The 18,544-nt window shown below is 62.4% G+C and carries 15 protein-coding genes and 2 pseudogenes; 10 read left to right on the forward strand and 7 right to left on the reverse strand.

Annotated features, from left to right (window positions below; genetic code table 11):
- The first annotated feature begins 173 nt into the window (after positions 1–173).
- The 7 genes and pseudogenes from ACVWSC_RS05840 to ACVWSC_RS05870 all read left to right on the forward strand — a co-directional run bounded on the left by ACVWSC_RS05840 (position 174) and on the right by ACVWSC_RS05870 (position 9,701).
- A complete protein-coding gene (locus ACVWSC_RS05840; RefSeq protein ID WP_023098450.1) occupies positions 174–1,604 on the forward strand; it encodes an IS1182-like element ISPa7 family transposase in 1,431 nt (476 codons plus the stop codon).
- A gap of 145 nt (positions 1,605–1,749) precedes the next feature.
- The gene (locus ACVWSC_RS05845) at positions 1,750–2,064 is read left to right on the forward strand and encodes a DUF3330 domain-containing protein (RefSeq protein ID WP_235550047.1); all 315 of its coding nucleotides are present in this window, start codon (positions 1,750–1,752) and stop codon (positions 2,062–2,064) included.
- Between the two features lie 130 nt (positions 2,065–2,194).
- Entirely contained in the window at positions 2,195–2,755 is a 561-nt protein-coding gene (locus tag ACVWSC_RS05850) for a recombinase family protein (protein ID WP_003124096.1), read from the forward strand.
- 2 nt (positions 2,756–2,757) lie between these two features.
- Positions 2,758–5,490 (forward strand): annotated as a pseudogene (locus ACVWSC_RS05855) (Tn3 family transposase); the annotation flags it as partial.
- 145 nt (positions 5,491–5,635) lie between these two features.
- On the forward strand, positions 5,636–8,551 hold the full coding sequence (locus ACVWSC_RS05860; protein WP_003158660.1) for a Tn3-like element IS1071 family transposase: 2,916 nt from the start codon (positions 5,636–5,638) through the stop codon (positions 8,549–8,551).
- Between the two features lie 143 nt (positions 8,552–8,694).
- Positions 8,695–8,934: pseudogene (locus ACVWSC_RS05865) on the forward strand (Tn3 family transposase); the annotation flags it as partial.
- Positions 8,835–9,701 (forward strand): DUF2130 domain-containing protein, encoded by an 867-nt coding sequence (locus tag ACVWSC_RS05870; protein ID WP_023465076.1) that lies wholly within the window; start codon positions 8,835–8,837, stop codon positions 9,699–9,701. The pseudogene ACVWSC_RS05865 and the gene ACVWSC_RS05870, both read left to right, overlap by 100 nt.
- Before the next feature lie 10 nt (positions 9,702–9,711).
- Here ACVWSC_RS05870 and mobH read toward each other — a convergent pair whose 3' ends face one another.
- Positions 9,712–11,574: a MobH family relaxase gene (gene mobH / locus ACVWSC_RS05875; protein WP_003158656.1), complete on the reverse strand. Its 1,863-nt coding sequence runs from the start codon at positions 11,572–11,574 to the stop codon at positions 9,712–9,714.
- 311 nt (positions 11,575–11,885) lie between these two features.
- Here mobH and ACVWSC_RS05880 point away from each other — a divergent pair, with 311 nt between their 5' ends.
- From ACVWSC_RS05880 to ACVWSC_RS05890, 3 genes are read left to right on the forward strand one after another with little or no spacing between them, the layout of a single operon-like run.
- Complete coding sequence (locus ACVWSC_RS05880) at positions 11,886–12,203, forward strand: type II toxin-antitoxin system PrlF family antitoxin (protein WP_003158655.1); 318 nt, start codon at positions 11,886–11,888, stop codon at positions 12,201–12,203.
- Positions 12,203–12,661 (forward strand): type II toxin-antitoxin system YhaV family toxin, encoded by a 459-nt coding sequence (locus tag ACVWSC_RS05885; RefSeq protein WP_003158654.1) that lies wholly within the window; start codon positions 12,203–12,205, stop codon positions 12,659–12,661. The genes ACVWSC_RS05880 and ACVWSC_RS05885 overlap by 1 nt, the downstream gene beginning before the upstream one ends.
- Positions 12,662–12,688: 27 nt before the next feature.
- Positions 12,689–13,051: a DUF3742 family protein gene (locus ACVWSC_RS05890; RefSeq protein WP_003158653.1), complete on the forward strand. Its 363-nt coding sequence runs from the start codon at positions 12,689–12,691 to the stop codon at positions 13,049–13,051.
- A 6-nt stretch (positions 13,052–13,057) separates the two neighbouring features.
- On the opposite strand, the gene ACVWSC_RS05895 is transcribed toward ACVWSC_RS05890, so the two are convergent.
- The 6 genes from ACVWSC_RS05895 to radC all read right to left on the reverse strand — a co-directional run bounded on the left by ACVWSC_RS05895 (position 13,058) and on the right by radC (position 18,386).
- Positions 13,058–14,581, reverse strand: coding sequence for a conjugal transfer protein TraG N-terminal domain-containing protein (locus tag ACVWSC_RS05895; RefSeq protein WP_003158652.1), 1,524 nt, complete (start codon positions 14,579–14,581; stop codon positions 13,058–13,060).
- Positions 14,582–14,596: 15 nt separating this feature from the next.
- Entirely contained in the window at positions 14,597–14,956 is a 360-nt protein-coding gene (locus tag ACVWSC_RS05900) for a hypothetical protein (RefSeq protein ID WP_003158651.1), read from the reverse strand.
- Positions 14,953–16,347: an integrating conjugative element protein gene (locus ACVWSC_RS05905; protein WP_003158650.1), complete on the reverse strand. Its 1,395-nt coding sequence runs from the start codon at positions 16,345–16,347 to the stop codon at positions 14,953–14,955. The genes ACVWSC_RS05900 and ACVWSC_RS05905 overlap by 4 nt, the downstream gene beginning before the upstream one ends.
- A gap of 10 nt (positions 16,348–16,357) precedes the next feature.
- A complete protein-coding gene (locus ACVWSC_RS05910; protein WP_003158649.1) occupies positions 16,358–17,305 on the reverse strand; it encodes a TIGR03756 family integrating conjugative element protein in 948 nt (315 codons plus the stop codon).
- Positions 17,302–17,748, reverse strand: coding sequence for a TIGR03757 family integrating conjugative element protein (locus tag ACVWSC_RS05915; RefSeq protein WP_003158648.1), 447 nt, complete (start codon positions 17,746–17,748; stop codon positions 17,302–17,304). Before ACVWSC_RS05915 ends, ACVWSC_RS05910 begins: the two co-directional genes overlap by 4 nt.
- A 143-nt stretch (positions 17,749–17,891) precedes the next feature.
- Entirely contained in the window at positions 17,892–18,386 is a 495-nt protein-coding gene (gene radC, locus ACVWSC_RS05920) for a RadC family protein (protein ID WP_003158647.1), read from the reverse strand.
- Positions 18,387–18,544: the final 158 nt, after the last annotated feature.

Below are 18,544 nucleotides of genomic sequence, written 5' to 3' on the forward strand. Positions count from 1 at the left end.
AGCGCAAGTCAATCCTGGCGGATTCACTACCCCTGCGCGAAGGCCATCGGTGCCGCATCGAACGGCCGGTTGCGGAAAGTCCTCCCTGCGTCCGCTGATGGCCCAGACCGTGTAAAAACGTTGGCATCGTCCTTGCTGTGATTTGATGGATTCAAAATCAGCGGGGGACGCCAATGAAGCGCTTTATCCAGGGAGAGCACCGAGGGCAAAGCACACTGCTTCCCGAGAGCTTGGATGACTACGTGGCGGACACCAACCCGGTGCGGGTGGTCGATGTTTTCGTCGATGAACTCGACCTTGGCCTACTGGGTTTCGAGGGTGTCGTCCCGGCGGAAACCGGCAGACCCGCCTACCATCCTGCTGACCTGCTGAAGATCTACATCTACGGTTACCTCAACCGTATCCAGTCCAGTCGACGTCTCGAACGCGAGAGTCAGCGCAACGTTGAGTTGATGTGGCTGACCGGACGTTTGATGCCGGACTTCAAGACCATCGCCAACTTCCGCAAGGATAACGGCAAGGCAATCCGCGGCGTCTGTCGGCAGTTCGTGGTGCTGTGCCAGCAACTTGGCCTGTTCTCTGAAGCGCTGGTAGCCATTGATGGCAGCAAGTTCAAGGCGGTCAACAACCGTGACCGCAATTTCACCAGCGCCAAGCTTCAGCGGCGAATGGAGGAGATCGAGTCCAGCATCAACCGTTACCTGACCGCACTGGATACCGCTGATCGCCAGGAACCGGCCGTGGCGCAGGTCAAAGCCGAACGCCTCCACGACAAGATTGCGACCTTGAAAACTAAGCTGCGGGAGCTCAAGGAAGTCGAGGTACAGCTCAACGAAACACCGGATAAACAGATCTCCCTGACCGATCCCGATGCCCGCTCAATGAAGACCCGGGGCAGCGGAATAGTCGGCTACAACGTGCAGGCGGCGGTCGACGCGAAGCACCACCTGATCGTGACCCACGAGGTCACGAACGACGGGGTCGATCGAGACCAACTGAGCTCCATGGCCAAGCAAGCGCGAGAGGCCATGGGTGTCGAGGAACTCTCGGCGGTCGCAGACAGAGGGTATTTCAAAGGCGAAGAAATCCTGGCGTGCCATGAGGCTGGAATCACCGTTTTCGTGCCCAAGACGCTGACCTCGGGAGCGACAGCGGCTGGTCGCTTCGGCAAAGGTGATTTCATCTATGACGCAGCCAAGAACGAGTATCGATGCCCGGCTGGGCAAAGCCTGATCTGGCGGTTCTCAAGCGTCGAAAAAGGGCTGAAACTGCACCGCTACTGGAGTTCGCATTGCCAGGGTTGTGCGTTGAAAGAGCACTGTACGCCTAGCTCAGAGCGCCGAGTGAGCCGATGGGAGCATGAGGCAGTGCTCGAAGCGATGCAGAGTCGCCTGGATCAAGCGCCTGAAATGATGCGAATCCGCCGTCAGACGGTCGAGCACCCGTTCGGCACGCTGAAGAGCTGGATGGGCGCCACCCACTTCCTCACCAAGACTCTCGACCGAGTGAGTACCGAGATGAGCCTGCATGTGCTCGCCTACAATCTCAAACGCGTGTTGAACGTGCTGGGCAGCGGTGCCCTGATGGCAGCGATGAAGGCCTGAGGCCTGTTCTACGACTCGTACCGCCCTCCAGCAGGCGTACTGAAGCCGAAAGTGCCATAGCAACCAGAATTATCGATTGCGCCTGATTGGGCCTCCGACGGCCTCCTAGACGCTGAGAAAATCCCCGGAAGTTGATGGTCATCGTTTGCTGCGTTTTTACACGGTCTGGGCCGGCAGCAGCCCGTCGTTGCCTGATGGATCCAACCCCTCCGCTGCTATAGTGCAGTCGGCTTCTGACGTTCAGTGCAGCCGTCTTCTGAAAACGACAGACTCGACCACCACCAGTTGCTGCGTGTGCTGCAAGGAAATCCCGCTCGATGCCGCCTTCACCCCGGAAGGCGCGGAATACGTCGAGCACTTCTGCGGGTTGGAGTGTTATCAACGCTTCGAAGCGCGTGCCAAGACAGGGAACGAAACCGATGCCGATCCGAACGCCTGCGACTCGCTACCGTCAGATTGAGGCATACCCTAACTTGGCGTCAGACCATCCGGCGCTAAATCGTCAGAATAGAGTTGCCTTCCGAATTGATTGACATGCGCCGTCAAGGGTCATAGATTTCTTCCTGACACATTTCCCTCAGGAGGATACCTTGCACGGTCAGCGCATCGGTTACGTCCGCGTCAGCAGCTTCGACCAGAACCCAGAACGGCAGCTCGAACAGATCCAGGTGGATAAAGTGTTCACCGACAAGGCGTCGGGCAAGGACACACGGCGGCCCGAACTGGAACGGCTGCTCGCCTTCGTGCGCGAAGGCGACACGGTCGTGGTGCACAGCATGGATCGTCTGGCGCGCAACCTCGACGACCTGCGCCGCCTGGTGCAGGGCCTCACCCAGCGCGGCGTACGCATCGAGTTCCTTAAGGAGCATTTGACCTTCACCGGCGAGGACTCGCCGATGGCGAACCTGATGCTGTCGGTAATGGGCGCGTTCGCCGAGTTCGAACGCGCCTTGATCCGCGAGCGGCAGCGCGAGGGCATCGCGCTCGCCAAGCAGCGCGGGGCCTACCGTGGCAGGAAGAAATCCCTGTCGTCTGAGCGTATTGCCGAACTGCGCCAACGTGTCGAGGCTGGCGAGCAAAAGACCAAGCTGGCTCGTGAATTCGGAATCAGTCGCGAAACCCTGTATCAATACTTGAGAACGGATCAGTAAATATGCCACGTCGTTCAATCCTGTCCGCCGCCGAGCGCGAAAGCCTGCTGGCGTTGCCGGACACCAAGGATGAGTTGATCCGTCACTACACGTTCAGCGAAACCGACCTCTCCATCATCCGGCAGCGGCGCGGCCCGGCCAACCGGCTGGGCTTCGCCGTGCAGCTCTGTTACCTGCGCTTTCCTGGTGTCATCCTGGGCGTCGATGAGCCGCCGTTTCCGCCCTTGTTGAAACTGGTCGCCGACCAGCTCAAGGTCAGCGTCGAAAGCTGGGACGAATACGGGCAGCGGGAGCAGACCCGGCGCGAGCACCTGGTCGAACTGCAAACGGTGTTCGGCTTCCAGCCCTTTACCATGGGCCACTACCGGCAGGCCGTCCAGTTGCTGACCGAGATGGCCTTGCAGACCGACAAGGGCATCGTGCTGGCCAGCACCTTGATCGAGCACCTGCGGCAGCAGTCGGTCATTCTGCCTGCCCTCAACGCCGTCGAGCGGGCGAGCGCCGAAGCAATCACCCGCGCCAACCGGCGCATCTACGATGCCTTGGCCGAACCGCTGTCGGACGCGCATCGCCGCCGCCTCGACGATCTGCTCAAGCGTCGGGACAACGGCAAAACGACCTGGCTGGCCTGGCTGCGCCAATCGCCCGTCAAACCGAATTCGCGGCACATGCTGGAACACATCGAACGCCTCAAAGCGTGGCAGGCGCTCGACCTGCCTTCTGGCATCGAGCGGTCGGTGCACCAGAACCGCCTGCTCAAGATCGCCCGTGAGGGTGGCCAGATGACGCCCGCCGACCTGGCCAAGTTCGAGGCGCAGCGACGCTATGCCACCCTGGTGGCGCTTGCCATCGAGGGCATGGCCACCGTCACCGACGAAATCATCGACCTGCACGACCGCATCCTGGGCAAGCTGTTCAACGCCGCCAAGAACAAGCATCAGCAGCAATTCCAGGCGTCCGGCAAGGCGATCAACGCCAAGGTGCGGTTGTTCGGCCGCATCGGCCAGGCGCTGATCGAGGCCAAGCAGGCGGGCCGCGATCCGTTCGCCGCCATCGAGGCCGTCATGTCCTGGGATGCCTTCGCCGAGAGCGTCACCGAAGCGCAGAAGCTTGCGCAGCCCGAGGACTTCGATTTCCTGCACCGCATCGGCGAAAGCTACGCCACGCTGCGCCGCTACGCGCCGGAATTCCTTGCCGTGCTCAAGCTGCGGGCCGCTCCCGCCGCGAAGGACGTGCTCGACGCCATCGAGGTGCTGCGCGGCATGAACAGCGACAACGCCCGCAAGGTGCCCGCCGACGCGCCGACCGAGTTCATCAAGCCGCGCTGGCAGAAGCTGGTCATGACCGACACCGGCATCGACCGGCGCTACTACGAACTGTGCGCGCTGTCGGAGATGAAGAACGCGTTGCGTTCCGGCGACATCTGGGTGCAGGGGTCGCGCCAGTTCAAGGACTTCGAGGACTACCTGGTGCCGCCCGCGAAATTCGCCAGCCTCAAGCAGGCCAGCGAATTGCCGCTGGCCGTGGCCACCGACTGCAACCGGTACCTGAACGACCGGCTGACGCTGCTGGAAACACAGCTTGCCACCGTCAACCGTATGGCGACGGCCAACGAGCTGCCGGACGCCATCATCACCGAGTCAGGCTTGAAGATCACGCCGCTCGACGCGGCGGTACCCGACACCGCCCAAGCGCTGATCGACCAGACGGCAATGATCCTGCCGCACGTCAAGATCACCGAACTGCTGCTGGAGGTGGACGAATGGACGGGCTTCACTCGGCATTTCGCGCATCTGAAATCGGGCGACCCGGCCAAAGACAAGAACCTGTTGCTGACCACGATCCTCGCCGACGCGATCAACCTGGGCCTGACCAAGATGGCGGAGTCTTGCCCCGGCACGACCTACGCCAAGCTGGCTTGGCTGCAAGCCTGGCACATCCGCGACGAAACCTACGGGGCGGCGCTGGCCGATCTGGTCAACGCACAGTTCCGCCATCCCTTCGCCGAGCACTGGGGCGACGGCACCACCTCATCGTCGGACGGCCAGAACTTCCGCACCGGCAGCAAGGCCGAGAGCACCGGCCACATCAACCCGAAATACGGGAGCAGCCCAGGGCGGACGTTCTACACCCACATTTCTGACCAGTACGCGCCATTTCACACCAAGGTCGTGAACGTCGGCGTGCGCGATTCGACCTACGTGCTCGACGGCCTGCTGTACCACGAGTCCGACTTGCGGATCGAGGAGCATTACACCGACACGGCGGGCTTCACCGATCACGTCTTCGCCCTGATGCACCTCCTGGGCTTCCGCTTCGCGCCGCGCATCCGCGACCTGGGCGACACCAAGCTCTACATCCCGAAGGGCGACGCCGCCTATGACGCGCTGAAACCCATGATCGGCGGCACGCTCAACATCAAGCACGTCCGCGCCCATTGGGACGAAATCCTGCGGCTGGCCACCTCGATCAAGCAGGGCACGGTGACGGCCTCCCTGATGCTCCGAAAGCTCGGCAGCTACCCACGCCAGAACGGCCTGGCCGTGGCGCTCCGCGAGCTGGGCCGCATCGAGCGCACGCTGTTCATCCTGGACTGGCTGCAAAGCGTGGAACTGCGCCGCCGCGTGCATGCCGGCCTGAACAAGGGCGAGGCGCGCAATGCGCTGGCCAGGGCAGTGTTTTTCAACCGCCTGGGTGAAATCCGCGACCGCAGTTTCGAGCAGCAGCGCTACCGGGGGGTCTCCTCGTTTTCAGTGCAATAAGTGACGGTACGCAAAGCTAGCACTGGCGCGGGGGTGGTCTGGGTAGACCGTTGATTTCATTGACTTTCCTGTTCGCTTTGTAAACGGGTATGGTGGCCTCCCACTTTTGAGGTTCACGATGCAGGGTTGGCACACAACGTTTTTGGGGATGCGTGGGCTCCCCCGCGATATCAGCGACTTCGAGATGAAGGCATTTTTCACCTTCGATGGTGCCGAGCGCGACGCAATCAATGCACGCCGAGGTGATTCCCACAAGCTTGGTCTGGCGCTCCATATTGGTTTCCTGCGCATGAGTGGGCGTTTGCTCGGTGCCTTTCGGGTAATTCCAGTAGCCTTGTGGCGCCACCTTGGCAACGAGCTTGGCATTGCAGCACCAGAAGTCGCCTCGCTGAGAGCCATGTATGAACGCGGGCGCACGCTATTCGATCACCAACAAGTAGCCTGCACGGTCCTTGGATTCCAGTGGATGAGCGAGCACCAGCGCCGCTCACTGGTACGTGAACTGCGCGACGAAGTGGCGCGCTGCGCCGACCGCGATCAGCTACTCGTGCGGGCGCGTCAATGGCTGTACAAGAACAAGCTGGTGATCGTGCACGAGCGGGCAATTCGGACACTGATTGCGGCGGCACTTGCCCAGCTTGAAGTTGAAACAGGCACCGCCATCGCCGCCAGCGTTGATCCAGCAACACTTGATCGCTGGCGAGCCTCAGTTTCAGAGCTGCGCCCAGATGGACAAACCCAGCAGAGTTGGCTATGGGCTGCACCGGCGAAACACTCAACCCGCCAAATCAGCGAGGTACTGGAGCGCATCGACCTGCTTTACACGCTGGACGTTCATAAGCACCTGGCAGACATCCCCGATCTCATCTTGCGCCGCTACGCGCGCCGACTTGTCTCCAGGCCGCCCTCAGCCGGAGCCAAGATCAAAGAGCCAGCGCGCACCGTGGAGGTCGCATGCTTTCTTCGGTATTGCCTGTTCACCACCACAGACCAGTTGATCCTTATGGTGCAGCGCCGGATCGCCGATCTGTGGCGTCAGGCTGCCGCCGATGTCCCCGCTACCGTCAATTGGGCCGCAATGTACAAAACGCTGCTCGGCGAACTTGTTGCCTTGAGCGCGCAAGGTGCGGTGCCAGATGCTGAGTTGCGTGCCCGTCTTGAAGCCTTGATCACCGAAACCCAGAAACGCAAACCACCGAGCAGGGCCTCCCTGGTCCGCGAGGGATTGATTGATGGAATTCGCCCCGTGCGGTCGTTGCTCGTCGCCATTGCAAAGCTGCCCTGGCAGGCCACCGGCGAGCATCCTGCCATCGAGTACCTTGCCAAGCTGCAAGCTTTATATCTCAAAGGATCCAGAAAGCTGCCAGTTGAAGTGGTGGCACCAAGTCTGGGAATGATCTGGCAGGTTTCGATCTCCAGCCCAGACCGGGAACGGGCGTTTCAGGCGTTGGAGGTGGCCACCCTGTTTGCCCTGCGCCGCGCGGTGCGCAATGGCTCGGTCTGGATTGAGCACAGCCTGAGCTTTCGGGGTCGTGCGCGCTTGTTCTTCACGGACGAGCGTTGGCAGGCAGAGTCCAAGAAACACTATGCCCGTCTATCGTTACCCAGCAAGGCTGCCACTTTCTTGAAGCCTTTGCTGGCCAGAGTAACTGCCGGTGTCGATGCGGTGGCCGCTGCAGCCCGCAGTGGCGTACTGCGCGTGGATGATGAACTCCATTTGTCGCCATTGCCCGCAGAGGACGAAGACCCAGAAGTGACCAAGCTGCGCGCGGCTTTGGATCACCGCATCGGTGAGGTTCAATTGCCGGAAGTGATTCTGGCCGTTGACGCCCAGGTGCGCTTTAGCTGGATCATGCTCGGACGTGAGCCGCGCTCTACCGACGAGCTGCTGATGGTCTATGCCGGCATCATGGCCCACGGCACCAGTCTGACTGCGGTCGAATGCGCGCGCATGATTCCGCAATTGTCTGCCACCAGCATTCGCCAGGCCATGCGCTGGGCGCGGGACGAACGGCGTCTGAGCCAGGCCTGCCAGGCTGTGCTGGAATTCATGCAGCGACACCCGATTGCCGCCACCTGGGGGCGGTCCGATTTGGCATCTTCTGACATGATGACCATGGAGACCACCAAACGGGTGTGGCAAGCCCGGCTTGATCCTCGGCGCAACACACCTTCCATTGGAATCTACTCCCATGTAAAAGACCGGTGGGGCATCTTCCATGCGCAGCCCTTTGTGCTCAATGAGCGCCAGGCGGGCGTGGCCATTGAAGGTGTCATCCGCCAAGAAAAGCTGGAGACCAGCCAGCTTGCTGTGGATACCCATGGCTACACCGACTTTGCCATGTCACATGCCCGTTTGCTTGGTTTTGATCTTTGCCCGCGGTTGAAGGAACTCAAACAGCGCCACCTCTTTGTGCCACGCGGCACCAAAGTGCCCGCAGAAATCGCTGCGGTGTGCGAAGCCAATGTCGACGTCGCTTTGATCGAAAAGCATTGGGATAGTCTGGTGCACCTGGCAGCCTCGGTCATGAGCGGACATGCCAGTGCGGTGGCAGCTCTTGCGCGGTTCGGTTCTGCCGCCCAGGGCGATCCAATCTATGAGGCTGGCGTGCAATTGGGGCGGTTGCTGCGTACGGCGTTTTTGGCTGACTACTTTGTCAAGGACGCTTTCAGGAACGAGTTGCGCCGGGTGCTCAATCGGGGCGAGGCTGTTAACGCCCTCAAGCGCGCCATTTATACCGGCCGGATCAGCCCGGCGCAGGCCAAACGTGTCGATGAAATGCAGGCTGTGGCCGATGCGTTGAGCCTGATGGCCAACATCGTGATGGCGTGGAATACCTCACAGATGCAGGCGGTCCTGGATCGCTGGTCGAACCGCCGCCAGGTCATTCCACCGGAACTGATCGGGAAGATTGCGCCCACCAGGCTGGAGAGCATCAACTTGCGGGGTGTGTTTCGCTTCCCGGTTGACCGCTATGCTGACCAAATCCTGCCTTCGCGGCCAAATGCATCGATAACTGGCACCAATGGATGAAACCGACCACGGTTTGACGCCACGAATCGCAGATTTGAAAGTGAACAGGAAAGTCAATGAAATCAACGATCTACCAACACCACCTCCGCGCCAGTGCTAGCTTTTCGTACCGTCACTTATTGCACTGAAAACGAGGAGACCCCTACCGGGCTAGCGGCCTCAATCTGGTAACGGCTGCCGTCGTGTTGTGGAACACGGTCTATCTGGAACGGGCTGCGCACGCGCTGCGTGGCAACGGCCATGCCGTTGATGACGCGCTGTTGCAGTACCTGTCGCCGCTCGGTTGGGAGCACATCAACCTCACCGGCGATTACCTCTGGCGCAGCAGCGCCAAGATCGGCGCGGGCAAGTTCAGGCCGCTACGACCGCTGCAACCGGCTTAGCGTGCTTTATTTTCCGTTTTCTGAGGCGACCCCTTGAGCAACATTGCGAGACCGAGTTCAATCGAATTCGCGCCACCGCATTTCCGAGGGCGTATTTCGAGAAGGACAACGATGCGCGCAGCGGCAGCAAGGGAGACTACATCTTTCGCGACTCCGATGAAGCTGGCACCGAGATCGTCTCGATCATGTTCGAGATGAAGAACGAGAATGACGAAACTGCCACCAAGAAGAAGAACGAAGACTTCCTGAAGGAGCTCGACAAGGATCGCACCGAGAAGGGCTGTGAGTATGCGGTGCTAGTTTCTCTACTCGAACCGGACAGTGAGTTATATAACACTGGGATCATTGATATGTCCCACCGCCACCCGAAGATGTACATTGTTCGGCCGCAATTTTTCATTCCCATCATCACGCTGCTGCGAAATGCGGCGATGAATTCGCTCAAGTACAAATTGGAACTGGCGCTCGTGAAGGCGCAAAACATCGATATCACGAACTTCGAGACCCAGCTGGATACGTTCAAGACCGCATTCGCGAAAAACTACGACCTCGCCTCCAGGCGATTTCAGACAGCAATCGATGAAATTGACAAGTCGATCGACCACCTACAGAAGACGAAGGAGGCCCTGCTTGGCACCGACAGGAATCTTCGACTTGCGAACGACAAGGCGCAGGACGTGACGATCAAGAAGTTGACTCGGGGTAACCCAACAATGGCTGCGAAGTTCGCCGAACTCAAGGACGGCGGATCTTCTGATGCTGAATGAGTCTGGTCATTCACGTCGGAAGCACGGCCAAGTAGGGATTGTTTGGTGGCACGTCACCGAATACCGATTGCGGCTGAAGAAGCAGGTAGCCGTGTAGCTTGCGCGATTTTCGCGGCCCGGTGACTTCGCAAGTCCAAATATTCAGTCCGCTAGCTTGTTTGCGATGCAGTTGCAGCCGCTCGAAGCGTTTTTGCACCCACCGCCAATCTTGCTGGTTCTCCTGCTTGGCGAATGCGCCTACCTGTGGGTGCTCCTGCGCATAGCGCTGGAAGACGCCTGGGCTGACCAGGTAAGCGGTATCGCTCACCGTATGCACGAGCGCCTTCGCATCGTTGATGATAAGCCGGCGTGATGCGATGCCCTGTTGCAGCCATGTCATGAAGTGCTCGCCGGAGGGCCGCGCCGTTGAGGGCGATGTCGCAGCCGTGGGCATAGACGTCGGTGAAACCGTGACCATCGCTGGCATGGACGCCTCGGGGCGCGTGGCAGGCGTCATGCTCGAAACGACTTCCGCATCTTGCTGGGTGCCGCTCGAATCACCCATGCCAACCATCGTGAGCATGTCCTCCAGCGCGTCGGGCAAGGCCTGGTGGGCCGTGGGCGGCGGAGCCAAGGCAGCGGCGCTGCCGCCTTCCCAAGGTCGGGGCCCCTGGTCTTCCTGGGCGGGCTTCATCACGACCGCAGGCGGGGTAGCTGGCGCACTGGCGTCGTTTTCTGCGAGCGTCGCGTCGATCGCCACCGTACCGGCAAAAGGTGCTGGCCGCTCGCCGGATTCCCAGATCAGCGCCGGCGCCAGTCGCAACAAGGTGAATGAATGGGACCAGCCCGTCGTGCTGATCACGGTCGCGCGCCAGACTGCCTTCCCGTCCGGCGTGGGCTTCAACATGCCGTGATCCTGCAGCACGTTGAACACGGCGGTGTTGTTCGCAGGGATGCCGTCGATGCCCTGGGACAGCAGGTGTGCGCGCAGCTTGTCCGAGACCGTCTTGCTCACCAGCCACAAGCCGTCTTCGGTGAGCCAGCCATCGGAGGCCTCGGGTTGGTTCAGCTTCAGCTCCTCCTTGAGCAGGTAACGCAACCCGTCCAGCAGCTTGCGTTGCAGTGCGTGCTTGGGCGCGACCATGGCGCGGGCAGGATCGCCGCCCAGTTCCAGGGCGACCGAAGCGCGATCGGCCTGCACGACGAGTTCGCCAAGCACCCCAGCGTGTTCGTATTGGCCGGCAAGAACATAAAGCAGCGGTCCCCAGAGCGCGGGGTAGCCGCTGAGCCAGTCCAGGATTTGGCGATCGAGCAGTTGGTGGTGGAGCAATCCCGTCGCGGCGCTGTGCAGGCGGTACTCGCGATCATCGCGGTAGCGGAAGCGGTACGGCTGCTGCAACGGGCCGTGCCAAGGGTGCCAAGTGCTGCCGTCGGCCAGTTCGACATGCAGATCGACGGCGATCTTGCCGATGTCATGCAGCAGCGCAGCGTAGGCGACGGCGGCGGTCCAGGCCTCGGACTGCGCCGCTTGGTCTTCGGGGTTGGCGCCGATAGGTAGCAGATGGGACTGCCGTAGCTTCAGGCTGTAGGCGACGATCTCCAGGCCATGGTCGAGCATGCCGCCGGGGTACGCATGGTGATGGGCCTCCGATGCAGGGAACTGCTGGACCAACTCGGCGTAGCACTCCAGCGGAGCGCGATAGAGGATGGCGAACTGCTTGCGCGACAGCGATGTGCGCTGCCAGATGTGTTCCAGCAGCTTTTGCCGGCGCGGTATCGCCAGTAGGGATGCGGCCGACTCGGGCCGCAGCAGCCCTTTCGGAAGATCAGTGGCTGGCGTTGGCGACGGAGCGGCAGCGACCGAGGCCCGTTTTCGCTGGAACAGGGAGAGCATGAGGGTGTCCTGATGGCGGGCCGACCGGGAGGCCTTTTTGCTTTTTCGAGGTAGGGCCTTTCCCCTTGCACTCCATTCCCTTCCCCTTTCGGCCTTTTGGCCCTTAACAGCCTTTGGGTATAGGGCGCCAGGCGTTGATCGTCCACCACCAATGCGGGTTGCAGCGGGGCCGGATTGATGCGGGAAGGCGGGCTGTTCCCAGCCTACGATGGGCCGATTCTTGGACTCGGGAGGACGCCATGAGGCCCCACCGCATTGACGATGTAAGGAAGTTTCCTTACAATGCAGGCATTGCCTCCAGGAGAACCGCCATGCCTGCCATTCATGAAGTTGCCACGCTGACCTCCAAAGGCCAGATCACGCTACCCAAGTCAATCCGGCAGGCGCTTGGCGCCGATACCGGCAGCAAGCTCGCGTTCGAGCTGCGTGGCAGTGAAGTCGTCGTGACCCGTGCTGATGCCGAGCACGAAGACCCCGCCATTGCCGCGTTCCTGACCCTTCTGGCCCGCGATATTGAGGCTGGCCGGAACATTCGCGGGTTGCCGAAGGATCTGGCTCGCACGATGCTAGAGCATGCGGGCCACAAGGTGAGCCTGGCCGACGATTTCGATGAGGACGTGGAAATTTGATGCAACAGCATGGCTGGACGCTGCTGTTCCACGACAACTTGATCGAGCAGATGATGAAACTGCGCGCAGCTGTGCTGCGTGCGCAAGAGAGCGACCCGGAGCGCTTCGGGTCCAACGCCAACGTCAAGTTCTTCCGGGCCTTGGTCCAGTTGATGCAAGATGTGGTGCCGGGCGATCCAGCCCGCGACGAATATCGTCAGGGCAACACCATGGGGCCGGCTTATCGCCATTGGCGGCGGGCCAAACTTGGAAGACGGTACCGGCTGTTCTTCCGGTACGACTCGAAGGCGAAGGTCATCGTATATGCCTGGGTCAACGACGAGCAGACCTTGCGGTCATCGGGCAGCAAGTCAGATCCATACGCAGTGTTCGAGAAGATGCTCGGGCGGGGAAATCCGCCAGACGACTGGAACGCATTGGTACAGGTAAGCAGGCAGGATTGGAGCAAACTGGAGTAGGCATTCCTCACGTAGCAGGAGACGACCATGAACACGACGACCCGAATCAGCACCTCGGAGCGCCTCGGCCGCACCGTCGGTCGTGGATGGCGCACTTATGTGCGTGGCGAGCGACGGTTGTCGAACTGGCTCGCCTCCAAGGGGGTGCCGGTCGTTGGTGCCGCTATGGGATTGTGGGTGGTCAAGCTGGTCGCACTTGGTGTGCTGCTGTACACCGCGTCTTGGCTGGCGCTGCTGCTGGTGGCCGCGGTGGTGGCTGCATGGGTGGCGCGCAATGCGGGCCTGGACGACGACCCGACCGAGCCGGAATGGCGCAACGGGCCTGCTGGATTCGGTCTGTACACCTACGATGGTTTCCGAATCGATCCGCACATCGAGGACGACGAGTAGCGCTGCTCACTTTTTTGAGATGGCATTGATCGCAATGCCTCCGCCCTTGCCTCCGGCAGCCTTGGCGTCCCCCGTTGCCCCGGCGAGGCCTTGCAGGACATTCCCGGCGCGAACACCCGCCCAAGCCAAGGCCATGATCCAGAACGTGGGCAGCACGATGAACATCGTGCCCATGACGAACATCAGAAGCATGTCGCCGAAGGCATTGTTCAGCCCCACCAACGGGTCGAAGTTGGTGTGCGGCCGGTTCCAGCCGAACCCCCAGCCATAGAGCGCATCCAAGATCGTTGAATCGACCCAGCGTGCGAGCTGGAACCAGAAATCCACGAAGAACAGCGCGAACTGCACGACGCTCACGGTGACGACCGTCTTCAGGTCATAGGTGCCCACGACCAGCACCAGCGGGATGCAGATCACGAGCGCCATCTTGAGCAGCGCGAGCACCATGGGCAGCGCCTGGCGCACCACGTCCATCGCCGGGAACGCGGCGACCGCCCCCACGGCCATCCCGACGTCGCCAGCCGCGCGCGTCACGATGTTCGGCAAGGTCTTGTCGATCTGGCCGCCGTAGTCGGTATAGACCGAACCCTGGTTGAGCTTCTGCTGCCGTGGCGAGGCAATCGCGCGGATCACGGAATCGTCCACCTCGGCACGGCTCAGGAATCCGGCCCAGCCCGCCAGGCGATTCAACAGGCTCGGGTCCACCTGCCCCAGCAGCCGCGCACGCAGGCCGTTGCTGCCGTCGGCCCACCACTGCCTGCAGTTCGGGTAGCCGCCACCGCTGGCCACTTGCGCAAGCCCCGCATCGCGGGTGCTGTCGTAGGGCCAGTCGTCGCGCGGCGTGCTGGAGCGGTAGGTGTCGTAGTAGCCGCTCGTGTCCGTGAAGAAGTGCGAACCGATCCAGGTCACGTCGTGCATCTGCGTCTCATCGAGGTTCGGGCGCTGCATGAACAGCTTGGCGCGCGCCGGCCCGTAGCAGTCGCGCGAGAAATCCGCCACCTCCTGAGCCAGCACCGGATCGTCGATGCGCGTGGCGTCGATCTCCATGCGCATCTGCCGCAGATCGGTGCCGCACGGGATTGCGGCCACCGAGGCCCCCGTGACGGCGCGCGAGAGCGCGTGCATGAAACCCCACCAGACCGGCACCTTGGCACTCTGGTTGTTGATGGTGCTGAAGGACTGCGACCAGCCGGTATCCGTGGGCTGCGGCACGCTGACCTGGCACTGGGCCGAGCGCGAGCTGTCGTACTGGATGGTGTTGAGATCCACGTCGATGAACGGGATGCCCGCAAACATCACCACCACGATGGCGACGAACACCCGGTTCTCGATGCGCGCAGCCGAGAGCACACCCTTGTTGCCTTCGTCGGCTCCCTCCGAGCGGGCCTTCAACCATTCCTGCACGATGATCGCAACGAACGGCAGCGCGAAGACACCGCTGGAGACCAGCACCGCCCAGATGCCGTTATGGACGATCCAGGACACGAGGGTCAGGTAGTACTCCAGGTAGTCGGTCGTGAAAAGCGTCATGGCCCGAATCTCCCTTCAGCCCTGCATCAGCAGGCTGGCTTCCAGCACCACGATGGCGAAGACGCCGGCGATCTCGCTGCGCACCAGGCGGCGCCGTGCCTGCCCATCTGTCCCGTTTTGTTCCTCGCGTGCCAGCAGCCGGCGGCGCATCCAGACCCAGCCATAGGCCGTCGCCCCATACAGGCACAACCGCCACACCAGGAAGTAGCCCGCGGCAGCCACCAGCCACTGCTCCCATCCAGCAACGCTGCCGACGAGGTAGATACCGACGATGTTGGCGCCCACGGCCGCGGCGACGAGCATCACCGCCCACAGCAGTGCCTGCCCCACGCGCCGGCTGAACAGCCAGCGCGGGCGCCACGAGGTCGTGCTCATGGCCGGCTCCCTGGGTTGCCCTTCTGCAACTGGTCGAGGCGGTCGGGCACCGGGTCGCCTTCGTAGATGCCGCGCGAGCCGGCCGCGCGCGTGCCGTGGCGCTGGATGATGGCCATCGGCGAGTTGTTGGCCAGCTCGCGGCGCAGTTCCAGTTCGGTCTTAAGGTTGCGGATCTCCTGGTCGAGCGTGTCGCTTTCGTGGTTCACCGCCGCGACCGCCAGCTGGTTCGCCGCCACGTTGGGTTCCTTCTTGCCGGTCAGCAGCGTGCGCTGGAGCAGCAACGCTTTCTCCAACACCGACGACAGCGCGACCTCCGATGCCAGGCGCCGCGCCAGCAGCTCCTTGTCCGGCTCGTCACGCAGCGCCTCGATCACGCCCCGCGTAATGGGCAGCGAGGTGCTGCCGGCCGCACGCAAGTGCTCGAACGTCGTGTTGCGCGTCCCCGAGACCAGTTCCTGCAGGGCTTCCAGTTTCTCCTCGTACTCCTCCTGGATCAGCGGCGTCAGTCCGACGCCGGGCACCGTCTCGGTCTTGGTGCAGGCATCGCAGGTGCGCTGCACCTGTTCCCCAAGCACCCGTGTCGCCCATTCGGTGGCCTGCTGCGGCGACGTCCAGGTCTGGCAGGACAGGCTTGCGCAACTGGTGGGCGCGATGGAGGACGTGTCAGTCACGCCGCGGCCGTTGACGAGGTTGTAACCCGCGCGGGTCACGTCGCCGACCACCCGGACGGCGGGCTGGCCCGCGCCACCGGCATTGCTGCCGCCGACCCAGGGCACGCCATCGTTGCCACGGCGCGTTTCGGCCTGCTCGATCGCCGACACGGCATCCGTGCTCGACACCGCATCGCGCAACGCCATGCCTTCGGCCATCTGACTCCAGCCCAACTGGCCGCCCGCCGTGTCGGCCATCCTCTCGGCCATGGCGCGGCACGTCAGCTTCGAGCGGTCGAAATCCAGCCGCGCCTGCAGCACGCCGTTGGTCAGCAGGTTGTACAGACCGGGATCGGCGCGCTGGATGATCAGCGCAGGCAGGGATGCCACGGCGCTCGTGGCGCTCTGGATCACGTTGCTCATGATCTGCTGGAAGCCGTTCGTGATGCCGTTGAGCTGGTTGCGCAGCGTGGTCTGGATGCTCATGTCGCCGCAGATGAGATTGCTGTTCCAGCCCACGCCGACCCCGATCGAGCGCATGCCGGCGGCGCGGCCCATGGATACCGCGCTGCCGCCGCCGATCGAGTACATGACTTCATCGCCGATGACGGGGCCGCTGGTCTGGAAGCCAGCCTGCGCCCACGCGAGGCCGCAGCCCAGGGCGAGCGCGCCGGCCAGCACTGTGGGGCGCAGCAGGCGGCATGCCTTGGTGGAGAGGTTCATCAGTTCAGGACGCTTCATCGCCGTACCCTCATTGGAAATCGACGCTGCCGAGGAACACCTGGCCCCGGCGTTCGCAGCACGAATAAGGCCGCCACAGCGCCCAGGCGTAGTCGCCTTGCTGGGCCTGGGTCAGGAAGCCGCTGCGCGGGAAGACCGTGCAGGACGAGGACAGGACGGGCGTGAGTTCCTGCCACTTGCCGGTCGAGGCATCGCCTTCCATCAGCGCGCCGGCAGGCCAGTAGCCGGGCCGCGAGTTCGCGAGCAGCGGCTGGTAGACGTGGATCTGCCCGCGGCGCGTGACGACATCGCCGGCGCGCTGGGCCACCACGGCGCCAGCCTTGTGGTCGTCGGCCTGGTGCAGGAAGCCGCCGCGCGGATACACGTTGCCCCACAGGTTCAGCGTGGTGCGCGCGCCGACCTCGCGCCTGCCCGGAATCAGCGCCTCCGGGTAGGCCATCTCGGGCACGTTGTAGCGCCAGGCCAGCGTGTCCAGGGTGCTGAGCAGGTATGGCATGAACGCCGTACCCGCACCCTCGCAGAAGTAGCCCGACGATGAGACGAACTGGTTGAACACCTCGACGCCGGGGTGGCCGATGACGTCCGCGTTCTTGAACTTGGCGAGATTGTTCTCGTGGTCTTCGTTGGTGGTGCCGTCTCCGCCGGCCTGGGCCGAAGGGTTGGGCGTGCTCATCGGACGAACTTCGACCCAGGGGTTCTCGCCGGTGTTGCTGTAGCTGGAGACGACCGCATCCGGGATGTAGTGGCGAACTTTGATGGACGTGCGCACCGTGCAGCCCGTCCAGGTGCAGTAGAGCCAGTAGCAGATGCCGACGACGCGGTATTCGAGGCAGTCTGGCGATGCCACTGAGCCAACGATGGTTGCGGTGTTGAGGGCGTAGCTGCCCGTGGCGCTGAGCAGCAGCACTGAGGCCACGCCAGCACGCAGGAGGCGCATCCGCTCGAAGGGGCGGGTCATGGCTGCGGCCTCCGGTGTTGCGCAACGCGCGCGACGGCACGGGCCACGTCCGGCTCGCCATAGACCACGTAACGCTGATCCACCACGACTGCCGGAATGCTGGTGACGCCCAGGCTCCAGGCGTCGGCGACGCCCTGGTATGCGGAAGCGATGCGGCGCTGGAGGCCGGCACCGCCGTTGTTCAGGCGGCGCTTGACGATGGCCGTGGCCTGCTCGGGATCGGCGGGCAGCTGTGCGGAAAGCTCGGCTTCGATGCGCTGGCCTTCATCCAGCTCGATCAGCCGCTCTCCACCCATAGTCTTGACCGGGTGGCGGCTGTCGGTGACGACCACCACATCGGCGGCGAAGGTGGCTGGGCTGAAAACGGCCAAGGATGCCGGCAGTGCAACGGCCAGGCCAAGGGTTCGCCAGCCGGATGCGAAGCGGAATAAAGATGCTGGCATGTCGCGTGCCCTGGAAGTTGATCAGAGCCATAGTCGAACGCGAACCCGCTGCCGCCCCAACAAACAATGCGCATCGCGGGCACCCCGCATACCTTTTCGGTGCTGTCGCATGGAAAAAGCGGAGGCCGAAGCCTCCGCTGTGATTACAAAAGACCAGACTCGGCGAACGAGTACGGTGCGCCTTGACCAATCACGAAATGGTCGAGTACCCGCACGTCGATAAGCGCCAAGGCCGTCTTCAACTGCTCGGTCAGCAACCGATCCGCATTGGATGGCTCGGTGGTGCCCGAGGGGTGCTGATGCGCGAAGATGACCGCAGCGGCGTTCAGTTGCAACGCTCGCTGCAGCACGACACGTGGATAAACCGAGGTCGCATTGATCGTTCCATGGAACATCGGCTCCACGGCCAGCACGGCGTGCATGCTGTTCATGAACACGACGACGAATATTTCGTTGGGCTCGGCGACCAGCTTCAAACGAAGGTAGTCCCTGACCGCTGCGGGCCGCTCAAGACGTGGCCCTGCTTTGAAAACCCGCCGCTCCAGCAACACGATGGCTTGCTGAACGATCCAGTCCTCGTTCTGAATAGAAATATCGGAAAGCGACTCCAGGCAGGAGTCATTGATGACGACAGACATGGCGAACCTCCAGGCAGGGAAATCGGAGAGCGCACATGCCCCTGGAGGGCAGGCCCTCCAGGGAATGGAACAACGGAACAAGGTGCATCCATCACCGCTGCTGCGGTGATCGTTCGCGCCCAGGATGCGAGGCGAACGGGTGACGGTCAGCGCAGCGT

Source organism: Pseudomonas sp. NUPR-002, from assembly GCF_056322725.1.

Coding starts and splice junctions, on each gene's coding strand:
- ACVWSC_RS05885 (WP_003158654.1), top strand. CDS start 12,203: ATGCAACAGCATGGCTGGACGCTGCTGTTCCACGACAACTTGATCGAG.
- mobH (WP_003158656.1), bottom strand. CDS start 11,574: ATGCTCTCCCTGTTCCAGCGAAAACGGGCCTCGGTCGCTGCCGCTCCG.
- ACVWSC_RS05900 (WP_003158651.1), bottom strand. CDS start 14,956: ATGAGCACGACCTCGTGGCGCCCGCGCTGGCTGTTCAGCCGGCGCGTG.
- ACVWSC_RS05890 (WP_003158653.1), top strand. CDS start 12,689: ATGAACACGACGACCCGAATCAGCACCTCGGAGCGCCTCGGCCGCACC.
- ACVWSC_RS05910 (WP_003158649.1), bottom strand. CDS start 17,305: ATGACCCGCCCCTTCGAGCGGATGCGCCTCCTGCGTGCTGGCGTGGCC.
- ACVWSC_RS05880 (WP_003158655.1), top strand. CDS start 11,886: ATGCCTGCCATTCATGAAGTTGCCACGCTGACCTCCAAAGGCCAGATC.
- ACVWSC_RS05895 (WP_003158652.1), bottom strand. CDS start 14,581: ATGACGCTTTTCACGACCGACTACCTGGAGTACTACCTGACCCTCGTG.
- radC (WP_003158647.1), bottom strand. CDS start 18,386: ATGTCTGTCGTCATCAATGACTCCTGCCTGGAGTCGCTTTCCGATATT.
- ACVWSC_RS05860 (WP_003158660.1), top strand. CDS start 5,636: ATGCAGGGTTGGCACACAACGTTTTTGGGGATGCGTGGGCTCCCCCGC.
- ACVWSC_RS05905 (WP_003158650.1), bottom strand. CDS start 16,347: ATGAAGCGTCCTGAACTGATGAACCTCTCCACCAAGGCATGCCGCCTG.
- ACVWSC_RS05915 (WP_003158648.1), bottom strand. CDS start 17,748: ATGCCAGCATCTTTATTCCGCTTCGCATCCGGCTGGCGAACCCTTGGC.
- ACVWSC_RS05840 (WP_023098450.1), top strand. CDS start 174: ATGAAGCGCTTTATCCAGGGAGAGCACCGAGGGCAAAGCACACTGCTT.